We start from the raw sequence: 17,352 nt of genomic DNA on the forward strand, positions 1-17,352 counted from the left end.
AATCGCATTTACAAAGAACCGCTGGAACCTACCTTACGATCAGGATCTTGCGGGTAAGCGTACCGTTATTGATTTTCACAAAATACGTTCCCTGCGCCAGTTTCGTCAGGTCAATTTCGTTCCCGGAATCAGGACGGGTGTTCATCACCATTACGCCACTCTGGCTGTAAATTTTAACATTGGCAATTTGCATGTTGCCGTTCAGCTTGATACGGTCAGCCGTTGGGTTTGGATAAATAGTCATTTGCTCCTCACCATTGAAATTCAGGCTCTTAATGCTGCTATATGCAAATGTTCCGTCGATATCAACCATTTTCAGTCTGTACAGGTTGGTGGTAAAAGGACTAGTGTGCGTATAGTGATAAGGAACCAACACCTTGCTTTCACCCTGTGCCTGGACCGTGGTAAGGATTGACCATACTTTGCCATCCTGACTATGCTGAACATCAAAATGATCGGAATTACTTTCAGTGGTTGTAGACCATGTGATCGATGCTGTTGAACCTTCTTTCCGCGCATCAAATGCGGCGAGTGTTACCGGAAGCGGGGAGCCTGAGAATGTCAGGCAGAATCCGTCAACGGCCAGGTAATCCTCTGATCCCGAACCTTTAATACGTGCGATTGTCGAACCCGTAGGTATCACACCTGCCAATGTATATTTCTGTAAACCCCATGGATCTGACTCTACCAGCTTATCAATCTGCTGAGTGAGCGTACCCAAAACCTTGTTGGAACCGTCCAGGAATATGATTTCGACTTTCTGATCTCTGTTTTGCTTCACCGCTCCCCAAAAATTCAGATTGATGGTACTTCCGTAAGTCGACAATATTGTCACATCCTGTGAGAACGAACCTGCTCCGGCAAGAATCAGACTTTTTGATCCGCAGTTTGCAATGATCGGGTCTGCAAAAACATTTCCCGTCGTGCTCCAGCTATCTGTTCCGGTCTCGAAACTGCCGTTTGCGATCTTATTACCGGTACATTCTTCACAGGTTACTGGCGGAGGAGAGGTAATGCTCATACATACCACGTCAATTTTGAAATAATCACCTGTTGAAGAAGCCGTGATACGAACCTTGGCGGCACCCAGCGGAGCAGTCCCTGACAATGTATATTGCTGCAATTTATGCGTCTCAGTCACTTTGTAATCCATCTCCACCGTGTTATTGATATCCTCAGGGATCGGGACCAGTACTCCGGCAGCGGTATAGAATTCAAGTTTGAACTTGTGTGTTTTCGAAATATCGTGCGTTCCGCCGTAAACAGTCAGGTTTACTTTGCTACCCTGAACCAGATTAACTTCCTGATAAATAGAACCGGCACCTGTGATCAAGCCATTTTTACTACCGCAAATGCTATATGCCTCGTCAGAACCAAAATTAGTACCGTCCGTTTTAGTCCAGTTGTCGGTACCCGATTCGAAACTGCCATTTTTAAGCGCATTTTCAGCATCCTTGCAACCGCAATCTACCGGAGGAACTGTGGTAATAGTCATACAGGCCACATCCACTTTGAAGTAATTACCATTGGAAGTCGCAGAGAAACGAACCTTCACAGCACCCGCAGGAGCAGTTGCCGACAAGGTATACTGTTGCAGTTTGTGGTATTCAGTCACCTTGTAATTCATGTCCACAGACTTATTGTTGTTGGGACTTGTAATGATCTGACCTGAACTGTTGTAAAAATCAAGCTTGAACTTGTGAGAGAAACCTGTGTCGTGCGTACCACCGTAAACAGTAAGGTCTACTTTGCTGCCTGCTGACAGGTTTATTTCCTGATAAATAGAGCCAGATCCATCGATCAGACCATTTTTCGCACCGCACTCGCTGTATTTCGTGTCTGTGTAAAAGTTGGTATTACTTGATTTGGACCAATCACCCGTTCCTGATTCAAAACTGCCGTTTTTCAATGCATTCGTTGCATCCGGGCAGCCGCAGTCAGTCGGAGCCGGTGGCGTAACGCTCATACAAGCCACATCTATTTTGAAATAGTCGCCAGTTGACGTGGCAGAAAAGCGAACCTTCGTAGCTCCTGCGGGAGCAGTACTTGACAAACTGAATTGTTTCAGGTCGTGGTTATCGGTCACCTTGTAGTTCATATCTACCGATACATTATGATCACCGTCGATCTTTTGTCCCGAACTATTATAGAAGGTAAGCTTGAACAAATGCGTTTTACTGAGATCATGCGTTCCACCATATACGGTAAGATCTACAATGCTTCCTGCAACCAGCGTGACATCCTGATAAATTGACCCTGCGCCTGTGATCAACCCATTTTTTTCCCCGCAAACATCATATGCATTGTCTGTGCCAAAATTGGTGCCGTCCGCTTTGCTCCAATTATCGGTACCAGATTCAAAACTTCCATTTTTCAATGCATTGCTAGCGTCGGAGCAGCCGCAATCTGTGACGGCGCTGAACGCCTGCCGACTGATGGCCAGGTTTAGTAAGAGTAAGGAAATGAGTAAGGTAAAATTTTTCATAACATAATTGATTTGTAACTAATTAGCTTGATAAGAAAGTCAGTATAATGTACTTACAAAGTTATGTTTTGGATCGGTTCAAAATATGATTTTTTTTATATTACATATGAGTTTCAACTACGTTTAAACTAATTTTACAAGTATTTCGATCCGTATTATAAAAAGTACTTCTATACAAAAAATAAGTAAAATATCTCAAATTCACTACTTTACATGTAATCAATTCGAGTATCATGCATAAGTAATAAACGGGCACATTGAAAATTAGTAATATAACTATTTGAATACGATGTCTGGCGGACACGCACTTTTACTCCCTCCTGATTTAGCGGGGAGATGCCCCCGTAAAAGGTGGGGTGCCCGTTTTTAGCTTAGCTGATTTTACATGTAACTTTCCTATACTTACTTTATTAAAAAAATTTGTTAATAAAGTACCATAGCCGTTATAGAACTGATTCTATAAGCCTGGCATCTGGAAGATGGTGAAGATGAAAGGGTAAGCGATAAGCCTCTTGCATTCAGTGAGGCCTGATTTTGTGGATATGCCTAAATAGTCACTGAAGAATTTCGACAAAATTATTTTTTGCCAAAAGGGTGACTTCTACAAGTTTTATGCTGGACCAAAAGATGTAACAGTAGTTTTATACCTGTAATACAGGATTTTAAACATATAGTATTTGGAATTACCGGGACATACTACGCATGGTCATATGGCGACAAGGATCAACAGCAGAATAAAAGATGGGCAATTAAGCAAATAGCAGACTAATAGGTCGCATATCGTGTAGAATAATCGATGATATGCAAATTTACTTGTACAAGTAAAATCGGGAGTAAATGGTTTCAGGCGAACCGCAATGTTGAGTTCCGAATTGCAAATACATCTCGTAATTCTTGCAATGCCTTGCGTATCCTTGATTTGACGGTTCCGAGGGGTAAATTCAATTTTTCGGACACCTCTTCGTGGGTATAACCTTGGAAATAAACCATATCTATCACCACTTTTCGTTCCGGCAGCAACATCTCAACAATGTCCCTGACGTCCATCAGAGCTGGTACCGGATTGAAGACCGCCACATTGGAAAGTTCCTTTTCTGTGACAGAGTCCAACTTCACTACCTTGTCGATCTTTACTTCTACCCGCAGTTTATCGATGGCTGTGTTGCGTGCGATGTTCAGTATCCATGTAAATAACGTACCTTTTTCGCCGTTATAACTTGCAATATTCTTCCAGATTTTAAGAAACGAGTCCTGCAACACATCGGCGGCCCTCTCTTCATCCTTCACGATTTTGAGGATAATGCCATACAAAGCGGGCGAATAATTATCATACAAATACTCAAACCCCTCGCGGCTGTTGCTCCGGAGAAGCAGTATTAATTCCTGCTGACTATATGTACACTTTTTGGGCATCATGTTGGGATTACGACTGATCATATCAGTACATAATAATTCTGTACCACCCTCACTTTACAATCAATATGTGTATTTTACGCATCAAATCGGGATAGATAACCTGTAAATTATATATGTCATGCCTTCAAAAAATATCGCTCAATTAGTGCTCGTTCTATTGTTATACTCCTGCACTTCAAAAACCAGTCAAAACAGCGAAAAAGTGGGATTTGACCGTATTGCGAAGGAGTATGTAAAACTTGGACTCACCATCGGCCGGTACGACGGTGACTTTGTAGACGCCTACTACGGCCCCGATTCCCTAAAACCAACCACAAAAGCAGGCACTGTCTTCCCCAAAGATAGCTTCCTGATGAAAATAAAGGAATTAAAAAGTGCATTGGCGGATCTGGCTGGTAAAACAGCCAATGATACAATCAAAGACAGGGCAGGCTGGATGACGTCCCAGCTGACCGCATTCGAAAGACGGGTTCTCATTTTTTCAGGCGAATCCGCTCCGTTTGATACCGAGTCGAAGGAACTGTTTGACGCAGTGGCGCCAGTGTATTCTGAAAGCCATTTCCAATCATTGATCGCGCGACTCGACAGTATTCTCCCTGGGCAGGGACCTTTGCCGGATCGTTTTCAGAAAATGGCTTCGCGATTTCTCATCCCTAAAAACAAGATTGATACCCTCTTCAAAACTGCGATCGCTGAAGCGAGAAAGAGAACGCTGGAGCACTATAAAATGCCCGCTCAGGAGAATTTTCAGCTGGAATATGTGACAGACAAACCCTGGTCGGGATATAACTGGTACAAAGGCAATTACAAAAGCCTGATCCAGATCAATATCAGTCAGCCGATCTTCATTGAAAGAGCCATTGATCTGGCCTGCCATGAGGGATATCCTGGTCATCACGTTTACAATGCTTTGCTGGAAAAGAATCTTTATCATGACAAAGGTTGGACTGAAATTTCGCTGTATCCACTATTTAGTCCACAATCGCTAATCGCGGAAGGCAGCGCTAATTTTGGCATATCTCTTGCGTTTCCAGGCGATGAGCAGAAGCAGTTTTGCAAGAATGTACTTATGCCGCTGGCAGGACTGGATACCACCGGCACCAATGCCTATTTTGAGGCTTTGGAAATCAGGTCCGAACTGAACTATGCCAGAAATGAAGTGGCGAGAGGCCTGTTGAGCAATAAAATGAGTGGGCCAGAAGCGATCAGATGGCTTACGGACTATTGCCTGCTCACTGAAAAGGGTGCAACTATTTATTTCAATTTCATCAAAAAATACCGCAGCTACGTCATCAATTACAACTACGGCCAGGATCTGATCAAAAACTATATCCGGTCAAAAGGCGGCACAGAAGCCAACCCGGCCCTTCGCTGGAAATTATTCGAGGAACTATTAAGTAATCAGGTCAAAGCAAGTGACCTTTTAGTGAAAACTGAGTAATGTATATATGCATGCTCTTTGCGACATCTTTGTGTGTAAACTTTCCAGTTGCCAAAATCCCCTAGGGATGCAATATCGGTAGTAGCAAAATGTGTCAAGAAGTTCGCAAGTGCCGTTGGTACGCAAGGTTGCATGCCTACGGCATTTGAATTTTGGTCGTTGTTGATTTTCTGCCGCGTTGCGGCCACCAATATTACGTCCCGACGGGACTTGACCGAGATGCATTTGAAAATCAATGTGGTGAAGTAAATACTAGGCCAATCCCTCGGTTCTTCCGTCAGTTCGGGCTATATTGAGATTCCTAAATCACTTCCTTTACTGATCTTGAAAAATTTTAACTTACTCCAAGAAAAAAGCAGATTCCAACGCAAATACCTGCCCAAGCTACCCATAGCGGCCGTTTTCACACTTGCTGTATCGATTTTAAGTTTTGCACAAAGTATTGCACAGCCGCCAGCTCCGCCCAAAAGTTACACCTGCTACCAGACTGACAAAAAAATCAACATTGACGGAAAGCTCAATGAGGGGCCCTGGAAAAAAGCAGAATGGACGAGTTCTTTTGTGGACATTGAAGGCGACAAAAAGCCTCGGCCATTACAGGAAACGAAAGTAAAAATGCTCTGGGACAAGGAGTATCTCTACATCGCCACCGTCATTGAAGAAGAGCATATCTGGGCATACCAGGACAAAAAAGACCAGATCGTTTACCTGGAAAATGATTTTGAAGTTTTTATCGACCCCGACGGCGATACCGACAACTACTACGAGCTGGAAATCAATGCGATCAATAACACATTTGACCTTTTCCTGCCCAAATCTTACCGCCGTGGCGGTCGCGCGCAACTAAAATGGAACATTAAGAACCTGAAATCAGCGGTTACTATTGACGGCACCCTCAACAATGGCAAAGACAAGGATAAGCGTTGGACACTGGAAATTGCCATTCCTTTCGAGTCCTTGTCGACCGATCAGGTCAAAGCCATCATCCCTGAAAACAACTCTGAATGGAGAATCAATTTTTCGCGGGTAAACTGGCAGCACACGATCGGCGAAGACGGGAAGTACGCACGAAAAAGGAATCCTGAAACCAACAAAATCATCCCGGAATATAACTGGGTATGGTCCCCGCAAGGCATTATCAACATGCATTATCCCGAGTACTGGGGGTATCTGCATTTCAGTACTCAAAAACCGGGCAGGACAAAGACTGACGACACTGTTAAAAACAACTGACAAGCTCCGCACATGAAAAAGTTATATTACACCATTCTTTTCGCCCTGACCGCCGGGATTTTGTATGCCCAGCCACTCGCTATTGACAAAACTTCCGTCGATAAAAAGCTGACTGCGAAGCTTGAAGAAGCATTGGCCGGCTTTCATGGGGAGGTCGGAGTTTATGTACGTAATCTCAAAACAAACCGGGTTGCTGCCGTCCATGCAGACACTATTTTCCCAACCGCCAGCATGGTGAAAGTGCCGATCATGTGTGGGCTTTTTGACAAGATCAATAAGGGAGAGATCAAATTTGACCAGGAACTCGTTTACCGCGACTCGTTGAAGTATGACAATGGCGTGGTAGGTTCATTTAAGGACAGTACTAAAATTGCACTACCCAAAATCGTCCATCTCATGATCTCGCTGAGCGACAATACCGGTAGCTTGTGGTTGCAGGCCATGGCCGGCGGTGGCGCGACGATCAACCAATGGCTGGAAAGCAATGGATTTGCAAGTACGAGAGTGAATTCGAGGACACCGGGCAGAAAAGACGGGCAAGCGAAATACGGCTGGGGCCAGACTACACCCCGCGAAATGGCGGAACTGGTCGCTATGATCCGCAACGGAAAAGCCATTAGTCCGGCAATCAGTGAGCGAATGTACCGGTACATGGGCATGCAGTTCTGGGACGGCGAGGCGATTTCGCAGATACCGCCTTACATTAAAACAGCAGCAAAAAGCGGCGCTGTCAACCAGGCTAAGTCCGAGGCACTGGTCGTTCACGCGCCGCATGGCGATTATGTATTGTGCATTGCAACCAAAAACCAACAGGACCAGACCTGGCAAAAACAGAATGAAGGTTATGTCCTCATTCGAAAAGTTTCTGCCATAATCTGGAACCATTTCGAACCGAAAAGCAAGTGGAAACCTGCCGAAGGTTCGGACAATTTCTGGTTTTGAGTAGGTAGTAAAATTTATGCAATCGCTTCCCGGAGAAGGTTCCTGCTTTCTTTCTTTACAAATGTGATGGGTACAAACTCGTCCGTAGGCGCGCCAATATAGTAAACAGTCCACTCAGGATCATGGTGGGACAGCATCTCGCTGATACAGTCGGCACGGTGAGCAACCGGATTGGTACAGTCCTCCCAATAAAAAAGCTCAACACGATAAAACAAGTTTTGTTTAATTCCATTGATCGTTACTTCAACTTTAATCTCCTGCTTGCCTTGAAGCGGCGGGATCGGGATCGCAATGTGGCTCATGATTGACTATGGTTTAGGCCGTCGGCTTTCTGCAATCAGCTTTCGGCTATTGTTTTTTATTTATACAAAAATTGAATACTTTTTAAATGGCTGTCGGCAATTGTCTTTTTATAAAAACTGAATACTTCCTATGTAGTGACAGCCGATGGCCGAAGGCCGCCCCTACTCACTCCTCAGCGAATTCACTGGATTGGTCAATGCGGCCTTAATACTCTGAAAACTTACTGTTAAAATCGTGACTGTAATGGTCAGAAGACCCGCCAAAGCAAAAATCCACCAGGCAATGTCTGTCTTGAATGCAAAATCCTGCAACCATTTGTTCATTGCATACCAGGACAATGGACTTGCAATGACAAGCGACACCACAACCAGTATCACAAAATCCCTGGACAACAATTGCACAATGCTGTTCACCGACGCACCGAGTACTTTCCTGACGCCGATCTCTTTGGTACGCTGCTGGGTCACGATGGAAACCAGGCCATACAATCCCAGACAGGAAATCAGCACCGCCATACCTGCGAAATAGCCGATCAGCTTGCTCAACCGCTGCTCGGTAGCATAAGCCGCGGCAATGCTCTGATCCAAGAATTCATAGTCAAATCCTTTCTCGGGGAAATACTTGTCCCATTCCGCACCGACATAAGCCAGTGTTTTATCCATTTCACGTGGTGAAAGTTTGATCGATACCTGCGTAAACATGGGTTGGGCAATATCCATCACCATGCCCTGAATTGGGTTTTGTAGCGACAGATTGTGAAAATCCTTCAATACCCCGATAATCCTTCCCTGCTTCCCTTCCAGGTTAATGGATTTCCCGATTGCATCTTGTGCGGATTTCCATTCCAATTGTTTCACGCCCGTTTCATTGATCAAAAACGCCGCCGACTTGTCGGTAGCATGACTTTCTGAAAAATCCCTGCCAGCCGCTAGTTGGAGGCCATAGGTTTTTACAAAATTGAAATCGACGCCCACGGTACCAATGAAAAGATTAGCCTCCCTCGTTTTTCCCTCGGGGACAATGTTGCGCTGAACCGCTCCCGCGCCCATTTGCCGGGTAGAAAATGTAACTTCTTTCACACTCGGGTTTTTAAGCAGGATATCCCTGAATGTTTTCAGTTTCATATAGGAACTGTCGTTGGGCGTTGCGAAAAGGTTTGTAATTTTCTCGCTGCGGAGACTTGCCGTGAGGATATGGTCTTTGTCAAAACCCATCGGCTTCTCCATCAAAAATTGCAGTTGCCTGAATGCCACCATTGCACCTATAATGAGCATAATAGAAGCGATAAACTGAAAGCCAAGCAGCACTTGCCGAAGCCCTCCACCTCTTGCCTTACCACTTACAAAGCTTCCTTTTAATTTAGCGATCGGCTGGAAACGGGCGACAAAAAATGCCGGGTAACTTCCTGATAACAGCCCTGCGACAAGAGCGACTGCAACAAAAACGAATACCAGACCCGGGTTTTCCACGAGATACGAAAATGTCAGATTTTTATCCGTGAGATCGTTCAGTACCGGGATCAACAACGCGATCAAAACGATGGCTAAAACCAGTGCAATGCTGCTCAGTAACATGGATTCACCCAGAAACTGAAAAACGATCTGTGCCTTTTCGCTCCCCAATGTCTTTCGGATCCCTACTTCCCTCGCCCTTTTCAGCGACCTGGCAGTGGATAGATTGATGAAGTTGATGCAGGCAATGAGCAATGTCATCAGTCCAATACCGAGAAACACGTAAATATAGGTGCGGCTGCCGGTCGGTTCCGGGTTATTTTCAACGTCAGCATTGAGATGAATGTCGGCCAGTGGTTGCAGCTTGTATTCAATTCCCTTGCTCACATTGGGATCAGCATAGGTAGCCAAAAACTTGGGCAGTCTCGCGTTCACACTTTCGGCGGTTTTCCCGGGACGGAGCAGAACATAAGTTGCCGAATGTGTGATCACCCAGTTTTTAGGAATATTACTCCTGACCAGTTCGCTTTCGGTCGCATACATGGTCTGGTAGTCCGACAGCAGGTCTATTTTAATGTGCGAATTGTCGGGTAGTTCTTTGATAACACCTGTAACTTTTAGCGGATGTTTTCCTTCGTACAGCAGCGTTTTTCCGAGCGCATTCTTTGTTCCAAAATACTTTTGGGCGATCTGATCAGTAATAACTACCGAAAATTTCTGTTTCAATGCGGTCCTGGCATCGCCTTCGATAAATTGAAAGGAAAAGATCTGCGGTAATGTAGAGTCAGCAAAAAAGAAACGCTCCTCATCAAATTTGACAGGCCGGGGATCGGTACTATTAGGTATTTCAATGGTCGCGTTGCTCCTGTATACGCGCGCGGATTTTTCTATTTCTGAAAAAAAGTCAGGCAGTAAAGGCGACGCAACTGCCGGAGTAAGACCAATAAACCGGGTGAAGCCAGCAAACTTGGGCATATAATTGAGTCTGTAAATCCGGTCGTACTTCGCATGAAATTGATCATAACTCAGCTCGTGCCGGACAAAAACCATGATCAGGAAACAGCACGTCAGCCCTATCGTCAGTCCAAGAATGTTGATCAATGAAAAACTCTTGTGACGGAACAAGTTACGCCGGGCGATTTTCAGGTAGTTTCGAAACATAGGTTTATATGGCTATCGGCTTTCGGCAGTCAGCTCTCGGCCTTTTTTATTATTTTTTAATAAAATATATTTTCAAATAAAGAATGTCGAAAGCCGAAGTTTGAAAGCCGACAGCCGACCGCCTATTCCGCTCTTAATGACTTCACCGGATTCGTCATCGCGGCTTTGATACTCTGAAAACTGATTGTGAGCAATGCTACGACAATGGCCAGTAATCCAGCCGTCACAAAAACCCACCATTCAATGTCAATCCGGTAGGCAAAATCCGCCAGCCAGGTGTTCACCGCCCACCACGAAATAGGCGTTGCGATAATGATCGATACAATTACCAGTTTGACAAAGTCTTTCGAAAGCAGCGCCACGATGCCGGCCACAGAAGCGCCCATGACCTTTCGCACCCCGATTTCCTTGATTCTCCTTTCGGCAGAATAAGAAGCCAGTCCAAACAGCCCCAGACAGGATACGAAAATGGCGAGGCCAGCCAGAATGCCCACAATTTCGCTCACCTGGCTATCGGCCCGGTACATATCCGCGAAATGTTCGTCCAGGAAAGAATACGTGAAAGTTTGTTCCGGCACCAACTTGCCCCACACAGCCTGAATGGCTGCAATGGATTGCTTTGCATCTTTTCCTTTGATCCTCACGGACATTTCCTGATAACCCCAGTCCTTTTGGTTAAACAGGCATAATGTTTCGATCTTATGATGCAACGAGTTGAAATTGAAATCCCTGGCGACGCCGACGATCGTTCCCGACGAATCCATTCCGGAAAACCCGAAATGCTTCCCTATCAGCGTTTCCAATGTGAGCTTGGGCTGATCCTTTAACAGTTCTTTCGCCAATGATTCATTGATAATATACGCCTTCGCATTGTCCGACGCATCGGATGTAAAATTCCGGCCGGCGACCAGTTTGATTTTATATAATGAAAGATAATCCGGATCCACGACCACCTGCGACGAAGCGATCTCTTTGGCTGGCCCATCTCCGTGAAACGTCACGCCCGTCTGATGGAAATTGTTTCCTAACCGCTGCTGCGAACCAGTTACTGCTTCTACAAATGAGCTGGAAAGTAGCTCCTGCTTGATCGCCTGGTACTTAGGCCCTGATTTGGAATCCAGCGGTATGATCACCACCTGTTCTTTGACAAAACCGGGGTCCTTTTTCTGCATAAAACGCAGCTGTTTGACAGCAAAAGCAGTACCGATAATCAGAAACACAGCACTCGAAAACTGGGCGATCACCAATGCATTCCTGAAATTGCTCTTACTGTTTTGCAATGTGCCTTTCAATACTTTAATGGGCTGAAAAGCAGACAGGAACGCGGCGGGATAAAGTCCTGAAAAAATACCGATAATGACCGTTCCTCCCAAAATACCCAACAGCAAAGCAGGATTGGTAAAAAAAGCAAAGGTCAGCTCTCTCTGACTTAGCTGGTTAACGGCCGGCAGCAGCAATTTGACCAACAACACCGCCAGTACCAAAGCAATCATGGACAGTAAAACGGACTCGCCAATAAACTGTCCAGCCAGCTGAAACCGCTGTGCCCCAATGGATTTGCGGATACCGACTTCCTTAGCCCTTCCCGTCGAGCGGGCTGTGGAGAGGTTCATAAAATTGACGCAGGCAATGACCAGGACAATGATCCCAATAACTGAAAATATGTAGGTATAACTGCGGTCGAACTTTTGAAAATTGATATAGTCATGCGTAATGTCGGCCGACTGCGCGTGCACATCCGCAAGCGGCTGCAAGAACAGTTCATAAAATTTCCAGCCACCTTCTTTCATATGCCGTTTCAGATAGGCAGGAAACTTCTTTTCCAATGCTCCAACGTCCGCATCTTTGCCCAAGTCAAGATAGGTAATGAGCCAGTTGCCGCCCCAGTTGTTCATATTGTCGGGACCGGTGATGGTACTGAACGAAAACAGGCCGTCGAACTGCAAATGTGAGTTGGCGGGCACATCTTCCATGATCCCCGTCACCTTGAAAGTGAGTGTATCATTGCCATAATGAATGATTGACTTACCGATCGGATCGACGCTGCCGAACATACTGGCTGCACTGCTTTTGGAAAGCACAGCGGTATTGGGCTCTTTCAGCACATTAGCCTTTTCTCCCTCTATCAGCTCATAATCAAACATTTGAAGAAAATTAGGATCAACCCACAGTGCTTTGGGTAGTTCTATTTTCTTTTCCTGATAAGTAAGAGAAACTTTATTAAATGATGTGAGACGGGTATAATCGCGGATCTCGGGAAATTCCTCTTTTAACGTCGGGCCCATTGGAAACATGGACAGTGCCACTTTCTGAGGCGCCACCATACCTTCAAATTTCTGCACTTCATCGAGTCTGTACAGATTTTTGGTATGCATTTTATCAAAGCTCCTTTCGAAAAATACGAAGAGCATGATCATAATACAGGAAGCCATACCAATAGCAAGACCGACAATATTGATGGCTGAAAAAATCTTGTTTTTCCAGATATTACGGAAGGCAATTTTGAGGTAATTTTTGAGCATAGCAGAGTTTAAAAAACTCTCTGCAATAAAGTTATGCCAAGCTAACCAAACTACTATATATCAATTAATTACAATGAACAAATCACTTCAAATTGTCCGAAAACGAACAATTTTGTTCACGGATGAACAATGTGAATTTCAGGTTACATGGCGGGGGTCACCACGCCTTTTTCAAACCGATGTAGCCGCCATTATTTTTGGTGAAGATATCGCCTTTATCCATGGCCCATTGAACCATTACGACGGTGTTGCCCATAAACGCCAGCCTGTATTCGGCAGCGAATAAGGATGAAAATTGCCCGCGTACAGGATTGTATTCCGCGCCAGGTGTTCCGAAATTGCGGCTGTAGGAAGTTCTCAAAGTCAACGACAAAGCTTTCCCCAACCTTCCCTGCGCGCCCAGGTACCACATATTCACCCGATTATTTGGAAAGTAGCGTCCATTACCCTGTTTCGTGGGATCCATATCTTTCCCCGGAACAATGAATGGCGTGCCCACCGTTCGGCCACGGTACGACCAGCCCTCTGTGTATTGTGAATGATTGAAATAGTTATCAGCCCCCTGGAATTTACTTCCGGTAATATAAAATTGTGACCCCGACTGATCCTTCGTTGACAGGAATTCAAGCGTAATGTTGGTCAGCAGGATGCCGGAGCGCCGGCTTGTATTTTTCAGCTTGAAATTAACACCATAAAGTCCGTCCGGAATATTTTTGAACAGCATACTGGACACGTCTTCGAAAGGGTGTTGATGGTAAACGAACAGCTTATACGCACCGGCTTTTGTTTCAAAACCAAAATCGTAGCTTCCCAAATGGTTACCGAGCCGGTAACTATCGAATGAGCTGTATCCATTCTTCTTATACCAGTTTTTGGAAGTGTAGGCCAGCACTACATTGGGATAAAATTTCCAGGAAGAAGGTAACTCACCATTTAAAGCCAGCTCAGGATGTTGTTTCAAATACTCACCATGGCCAGCCCACATCACATTATGGTTCAGCCCAAAGTAGAATTTACTGGTTGAGGTCGGTTTCCCCAGTCTGAAATAGAGAAATTTCTGATGCAGCCGTACTCCATCCAGGTAGTCGGTGTGAAACCATCCATGCGCAAAACCGGCGTGTATCGCGAGAAAATTCCGGGTCAATTTCAATGGTGTGAAACCAATGGTACCGATCTGGATCTTGGGCATTGGCAATGCATTACCTGAACCGGAATAAAAGCCCGACGACAAGGTAGAATCACCGAGCCCCATCACCTCTTTCCGTCTGCCAAGGTAAATTTCGGTCATTTTGAACCGGACACTTGCATTCGCTTCTGGCAACAGCAGCGAGTAACGGCTGGACTTATTATAGGTCAGTACCGGACTGACGGCTACTCTCCAGTCAAGCTTTTTGGGACGATTGGACAGGCTGTCGAAAAAAAGATAATTTCTGCGAAAATAACCCTGTAAAACACCGGAAGTAGACTCGTTGGGAACAATCCCGAACCGATTAGTACGCAACCAGAAAGGTGTATCATCATTGGTAGACACATACGCTCCGGCTTCGAGACCTGCTTCCAGATTAGAAACCAGAGCGTTTTTTTGTCCATAGAGTTGTCCCGAAATGAATAGCAGGACGTAAATTGTAGTGTGGGTAAATATTTTCTGCAATGGCATGATTTATTGATGAGGAATATCCTGCAAGATAAATAGCCTTTGAGAAATATTTTTCCGGCACGTATGATTTAATGTAACTGACTGTTGGCGGTCGGCTTTCAGCTTTCGGCAGTCGGCCTTTTTTTGAGTTTTTAGAAAAAGGTTTATCACAATAACAAAAAAGCCGAAAGCCGACGGCTGACAGCCGATCGCCGCAATCACTCGCTTCGCAGACTTTTCACAGGATCCAGTAATGCGGCCCTGATCGCCTGATAACTGACAGTCAACAATGTCACAATCAATGCTCCTAATCCTGTCGCGGCGAAGATCCACCAGGAAAGCTCGTCATGATAGGCGTAATTTTGCAGCCAGCCATTCATGAAGTACCAGGCGACCGGCCCGGCGATCACGCAGGATATGATGATCAGCACGACAAAGTCAGTCGACAGCATTTGCCATAAGTTGGCGACAGATGCACCCAACACTTTGCGGATCCCGATTTCTTTAACTCGTTGCTCAGCCACAAAAGAGGCCAGACCAAACAAGCCCAGGCAGGAAATGAACACTGCCAGTACGGCGAAGAAAACTGTCAGCTTGCCTATCCGCTCCTCTTCTCCGAATTTTTTGGCATATTGTTGATCTACGAAATCGTAAACAAATGGACTGCTCGGATTATATTTTGCGAAAACCTCCTGCACTTTGCCCAGTGATTCACTCGTACTTTTATCAGGTGCGAGGCTGATATTAATGACGCTCACATTCTTATAATTCAACAGAAAAAAGGACGGATTGGTAGGTGAGAATGGATTTTCCTTGATCATATTTTGCGTCACACCGATCACTTTATAGGGTCTGCCGTTCCAGGTAACAAAAGATTCCAGTGGTTTTTTGAAACCCATGAGCTTGACGGCAGACTCATTGATAATGATAGCTGCCGAATCAGCTGAGAATGCTCTTGAAAAATCCCTTCCCTGCGCCATTTTCCAGCCGATCGTTTTTCCGAAGTCGTGTGTCACAAAATTGCTCATGATTAATGGCTGCGTGCCATGCGCTTTCCCCTCCCACGAAACATTGGTAGTACCGCCGTACTGGACAGTGACGGAACCATAAGACTCCGACATTTCGCGCACGCCGCCCGTGTTCAGCAGATCATTGCGTAGGGCGTCGTAATGTCCGTAAAGCTCCGGCGTGTTCATGCTCACCTCAATTAATCCGTTACGCGAGTATCCTACCGGGCGGTTCTTGGCAAACTGGATCTGGCGGAACACCACAATGGTACCGATGATCAATGTAACGGATACTGTGAACTGCAAAACCACCAGTACCTGTCGCGGAATCGCTGCGAAACGACCGGCGCGAACGGTTCCTTTCAGTACTTTTAACGGCTGGAAAGACGATAGATAAATCGCTGGATAGCTTCCGGAAATGACACCGGTGATCAGACTGAATCCAACTCCGACGACCCAAAACAATGGATTAGACCACGGTATCGAAATATTTTTCTCGGCGACTTCATTGAAAAATGATAACGCGAGGGACGACAGCAACAATGAAATGACAAAAGAAAGCGCCACCACCAGCATGGATTCGCTGAAAAACTGATTGACCAGCTGGCCTCGCATGGAGCCTATCGCTTTTCTGATACCGACTTCTTTGGCCCGTTTTTCGGAACGTGCCGTGCTCAGGTTCATGAAATTGATACAGGCCAGCAGCAATACAAAAAAGCCAATGGTACCAAACAGCCAGACAAACTCAATCAGCCCTCCAACCTGCTTTCCATCCTTGAAGTCAGACCGCAAATGCCAGTCGCGCATGGGGTGCAGAAAAAACTCAGGCTTATACCCCGGCGGGTCCGCGCGGTTGACGCGGATATCCCTGATCTTGCCCGACACCAGCTCAAAGTCGGCGCCGTCTTTGAGCTGAGTGTAAATCTGAAAGTTATTTTCATCCCATTGATCCTGCGAACGCTTTGCCCCGGCGTCCATGGCGATCAGCAGCCGCCAGGGAGTCAGGAAATGGGCTTCTTTAAACGAGCTGTTTTCAGGAAAATCCTCATAAACGCCCGTAACCCTGACGGTCTGTTTGTTGTCAATTTTGATCAGTTTATTAATTGGATTTTCATTTCCAAAAAAAGCCTTGGCCAATGATCCGGACAACAGAATGGAGTTGACCTCATTGAGGCCAGCCCTGGTGCCTGCCAGCATTTTCACCGACATAATATCGGCAAAAGCAGGTTCAACCGCATTACCGGTTTTTGAAAATTTCTTCTCGCCGGACACTAAAATGTGTGTCCGTTCTTTGGATAAACTAACCGACTCGAATTCCGCATACTTGCTGCGAAGCTCTTCCGCCAGCGGGATCGGCATCACATCATACATAGCTTTTTCCACATCAAACTTGACAAACTGCCTCACCTGGGCGACCCTGTCATAGTTTTTGTGGCTTTTATCAAATGACAATTCATCGAAAACCCATAGTCCGATCAATGTCGCGACGGCCATCCCGACGGACAACCCTCCTATGTTAATGGCCGAATACCCCTTATTTTTCAAAAGGATCCGAAAAGCGATTTTAAAGTAATTTCTGATCATATTCATGGCTGTCGGCTGTCGGCCTGTTTTAGGGGTTGAGAAAAAATTCGTAAATAACTTCGGCTGTCAGCCTTCGGCAGTCGGCTTTTTTAAGTTTGAGAAAAAATTTCAATAACAAATCGGTTGAATAAATGGTCAATCGCCGACGGCCGATTGCCGACAGCCGAAGTA

At 45.5% G+C, this 17,352-nt stretch carries 10 protein-coding genes; 3 read left to right on the forward strand and 7 right to left on the reverse strand.

What is annotated here, in order from left to right; all coding sequences use genetic code 11:
* Positions 1-28: 28 nt before the first annotated feature.
* Together ON006_RS19235 and ON006_RS19240 are read right to left on the reverse strand one after the other, a co-directional pair.
* Positions 29-2,485 (reverse strand): DUF7850 domain-containing protein, encoded by a 2,457-nt coding sequence (locus ON006_RS19235; protein WP_244820996.1) that lies wholly within the window; start codon positions 2,483-2,485, stop codon positions 29-31.
* A gap of 843 nt (positions 2,486-3,328) precedes the next feature.
* Positions 3,329-3,922 carry an RNA polymerase sigma factor gene (locus ON006_RS19240; RefSeq protein ID WP_244820997.1) on the reverse strand — a complete coding sequence of 198 codons (594 nt, stop codon included), beginning with the start codon at positions 3,920-3,922 and terminating at the stop codon, positions 3,329-3,331.
* Positions 3,923-4,019: 97 nt separating this feature from the next.
* Here ON006_RS19240 and ON006_RS19245 point away from each other — a divergent pair, with 97 nt between their 5' ends.
* From ON006_RS19245 to ON006_RS19255, 3 genes are all read left to right on the forward strand, one after another.
* Entirely contained in the window at positions 4,020-5,342 is a 1,323-nt protein-coding gene (locus ON006_RS19245) for a hypothetical protein (RefSeq protein WP_244820998.1), read from the forward strand.
* Positions 5,343-5,666: 324 nt separating this feature from the next.
* Positions 5,667-6,575 carry a carbohydrate-binding family 9-like protein gene (locus ON006_RS19250; RefSeq protein WP_244820999.1) on the forward strand — a complete coding sequence of 303 codons (909 nt, stop codon included), beginning with the start codon at positions 5,667-5,669 and terminating at the stop codon, positions 6,573-6,575.
* Between the two features lie 12 nt (positions 6,576-6,587).
* Positions 6,588-7,517: a serine hydrolase gene (locus tag ON006_RS19255; protein ID WP_244821000.1), complete on the forward strand. Its 930-nt coding sequence runs from the start codon at positions 6,588-6,590 to the stop codon at positions 7,515-7,517.
* Between the two features lie 14 nt (positions 7,518-7,531).
* Here the strand turns inward: ON006_RS19255 and ON006_RS19260 are convergent, their stop codons facing one another.
* The 5 genes from ON006_RS19260 to ON006_RS19280 all read right to left on the reverse strand — a co-directional run bounded on the left by ON006_RS19260 (position 7,532) and on the right by ON006_RS19280 (position 17,181).
* A complete protein-coding gene (locus tag ON006_RS19260) occupies positions 7,532-7,819 on the reverse strand; it encodes a hypothetical protein (RefSeq protein ID WP_244821001.1) in 288 nt (95 codons plus the stop codon).
* A 162-nt stretch (positions 7,820-7,981) separates the two neighbouring features.
* Positions 7,982-10,432: an ABC transporter permease gene (locus tag ON006_RS19265; protein WP_244821002.1), complete on the reverse strand. Its 2,451-nt coding sequence runs from the start codon at positions 10,430-10,432 to the stop codon at positions 7,982-7,984.
* Positions 10,433-10,554: 122 nt separating this feature from the next.
* Positions 10,555-12,954, reverse strand: a complete 2,400-nt coding sequence (locus ON006_RS19270; RefSeq protein WP_244821003.1) for an ABC transporter permease — start codon at positions 12,952-12,954, stop codon at positions 10,555-10,557.
* Between the two features lie 157 nt (positions 12,955-13,111).
* Positions 13,112-14,611 (reverse strand): capsule assembly Wzi family protein, encoded by a 1,500-nt coding sequence (locus tag ON006_RS19275; protein ID WP_244821004.1) that lies wholly within the window; start codon positions 14,609-14,611, stop codon positions 13,112-13,114.
* Between the two features lie 197 nt (positions 14,612-14,808).
* Positions 14,809-17,181, reverse strand: coding sequence for an ABC transporter permease (locus tag ON006_RS19280; protein WP_244821005.1), 2,373 nt, complete (start codon positions 17,179-17,181; stop codon positions 14,809-14,811).
* Positions 17,182-17,352: the final 171 nt, after the last annotated feature.

This window comes from Dyadobacter pollutisoli, assembly GCF_026625565.1.
Classification (GTDB): Bacteria; Bacteroidota; Bacteroidia; order Cytophagales; family Spirosomataceae; genus Dyadobacter; species Dyadobacter pollutisoli.

Excerpts from the sequence above, each read along its gene's own strand:
- ON006_RS19255 (WP_244821000.1), top strand. The coding sequence starts at position 6,588 with ATGAAAAAGTTATATTACACCATTCTTTTCGCCCTGACCGCCGGGATT.
- ON006_RS19240 (WP_244820997.1), bottom strand. The coding sequence starts at position 3,922 with ATGATCAGTCGTAATCCCAACATGATGCCCAAAAAGTGTACATATAGT.
- ON006_RS19245 (WP_244820998.1), top strand. The coding sequence starts at position 4,020 with ATGCCTTCAAAAAATATCGCTCAATTAGTGCTCGTTCTATTGTTATAC.
- ON006_RS19275 (WP_244821004.1), bottom strand. The coding sequence starts at position 14,611 with ATGCCATTGCAGAAAATATTTACCCACACTACAATTTACGTCCTGCTA.
- ON006_RS19270 (WP_244821003.1), bottom strand. The coding sequence starts at position 12,954 with ATGCTCAAAAATTACCTCAAAATTGCCTTCCGTAATATCTGGAAAAAC.
- ON006_RS19265 (WP_244821002.1), bottom strand. The coding sequence starts at position 10,432 with ATGTTTCGAAACTACCTGAAAATCGCCCGGCGTAACTTGTTCCGTCAC.
- ON006_RS19260 (WP_244821001.1), bottom strand. The coding sequence starts at position 7,819 with ATGAGCCACATTGCGATCCCGATCCCGCCGCTTCAAGGCAAGCAGGAG.
- ON006_RS19235 (WP_244820996.1), bottom strand. The coding sequence starts at position 2,485 with ATGAAAAATTTTACCTTACTCATTTCCTTACTCTTACTAAACCTGGCC.
- ON006_RS19280 (WP_244821005.1), bottom strand. The coding sequence starts at position 17,181 with ATGATCAGAAATTACTTTAAAATCGCTTTTCGGATCCTTTTGAAAAAT.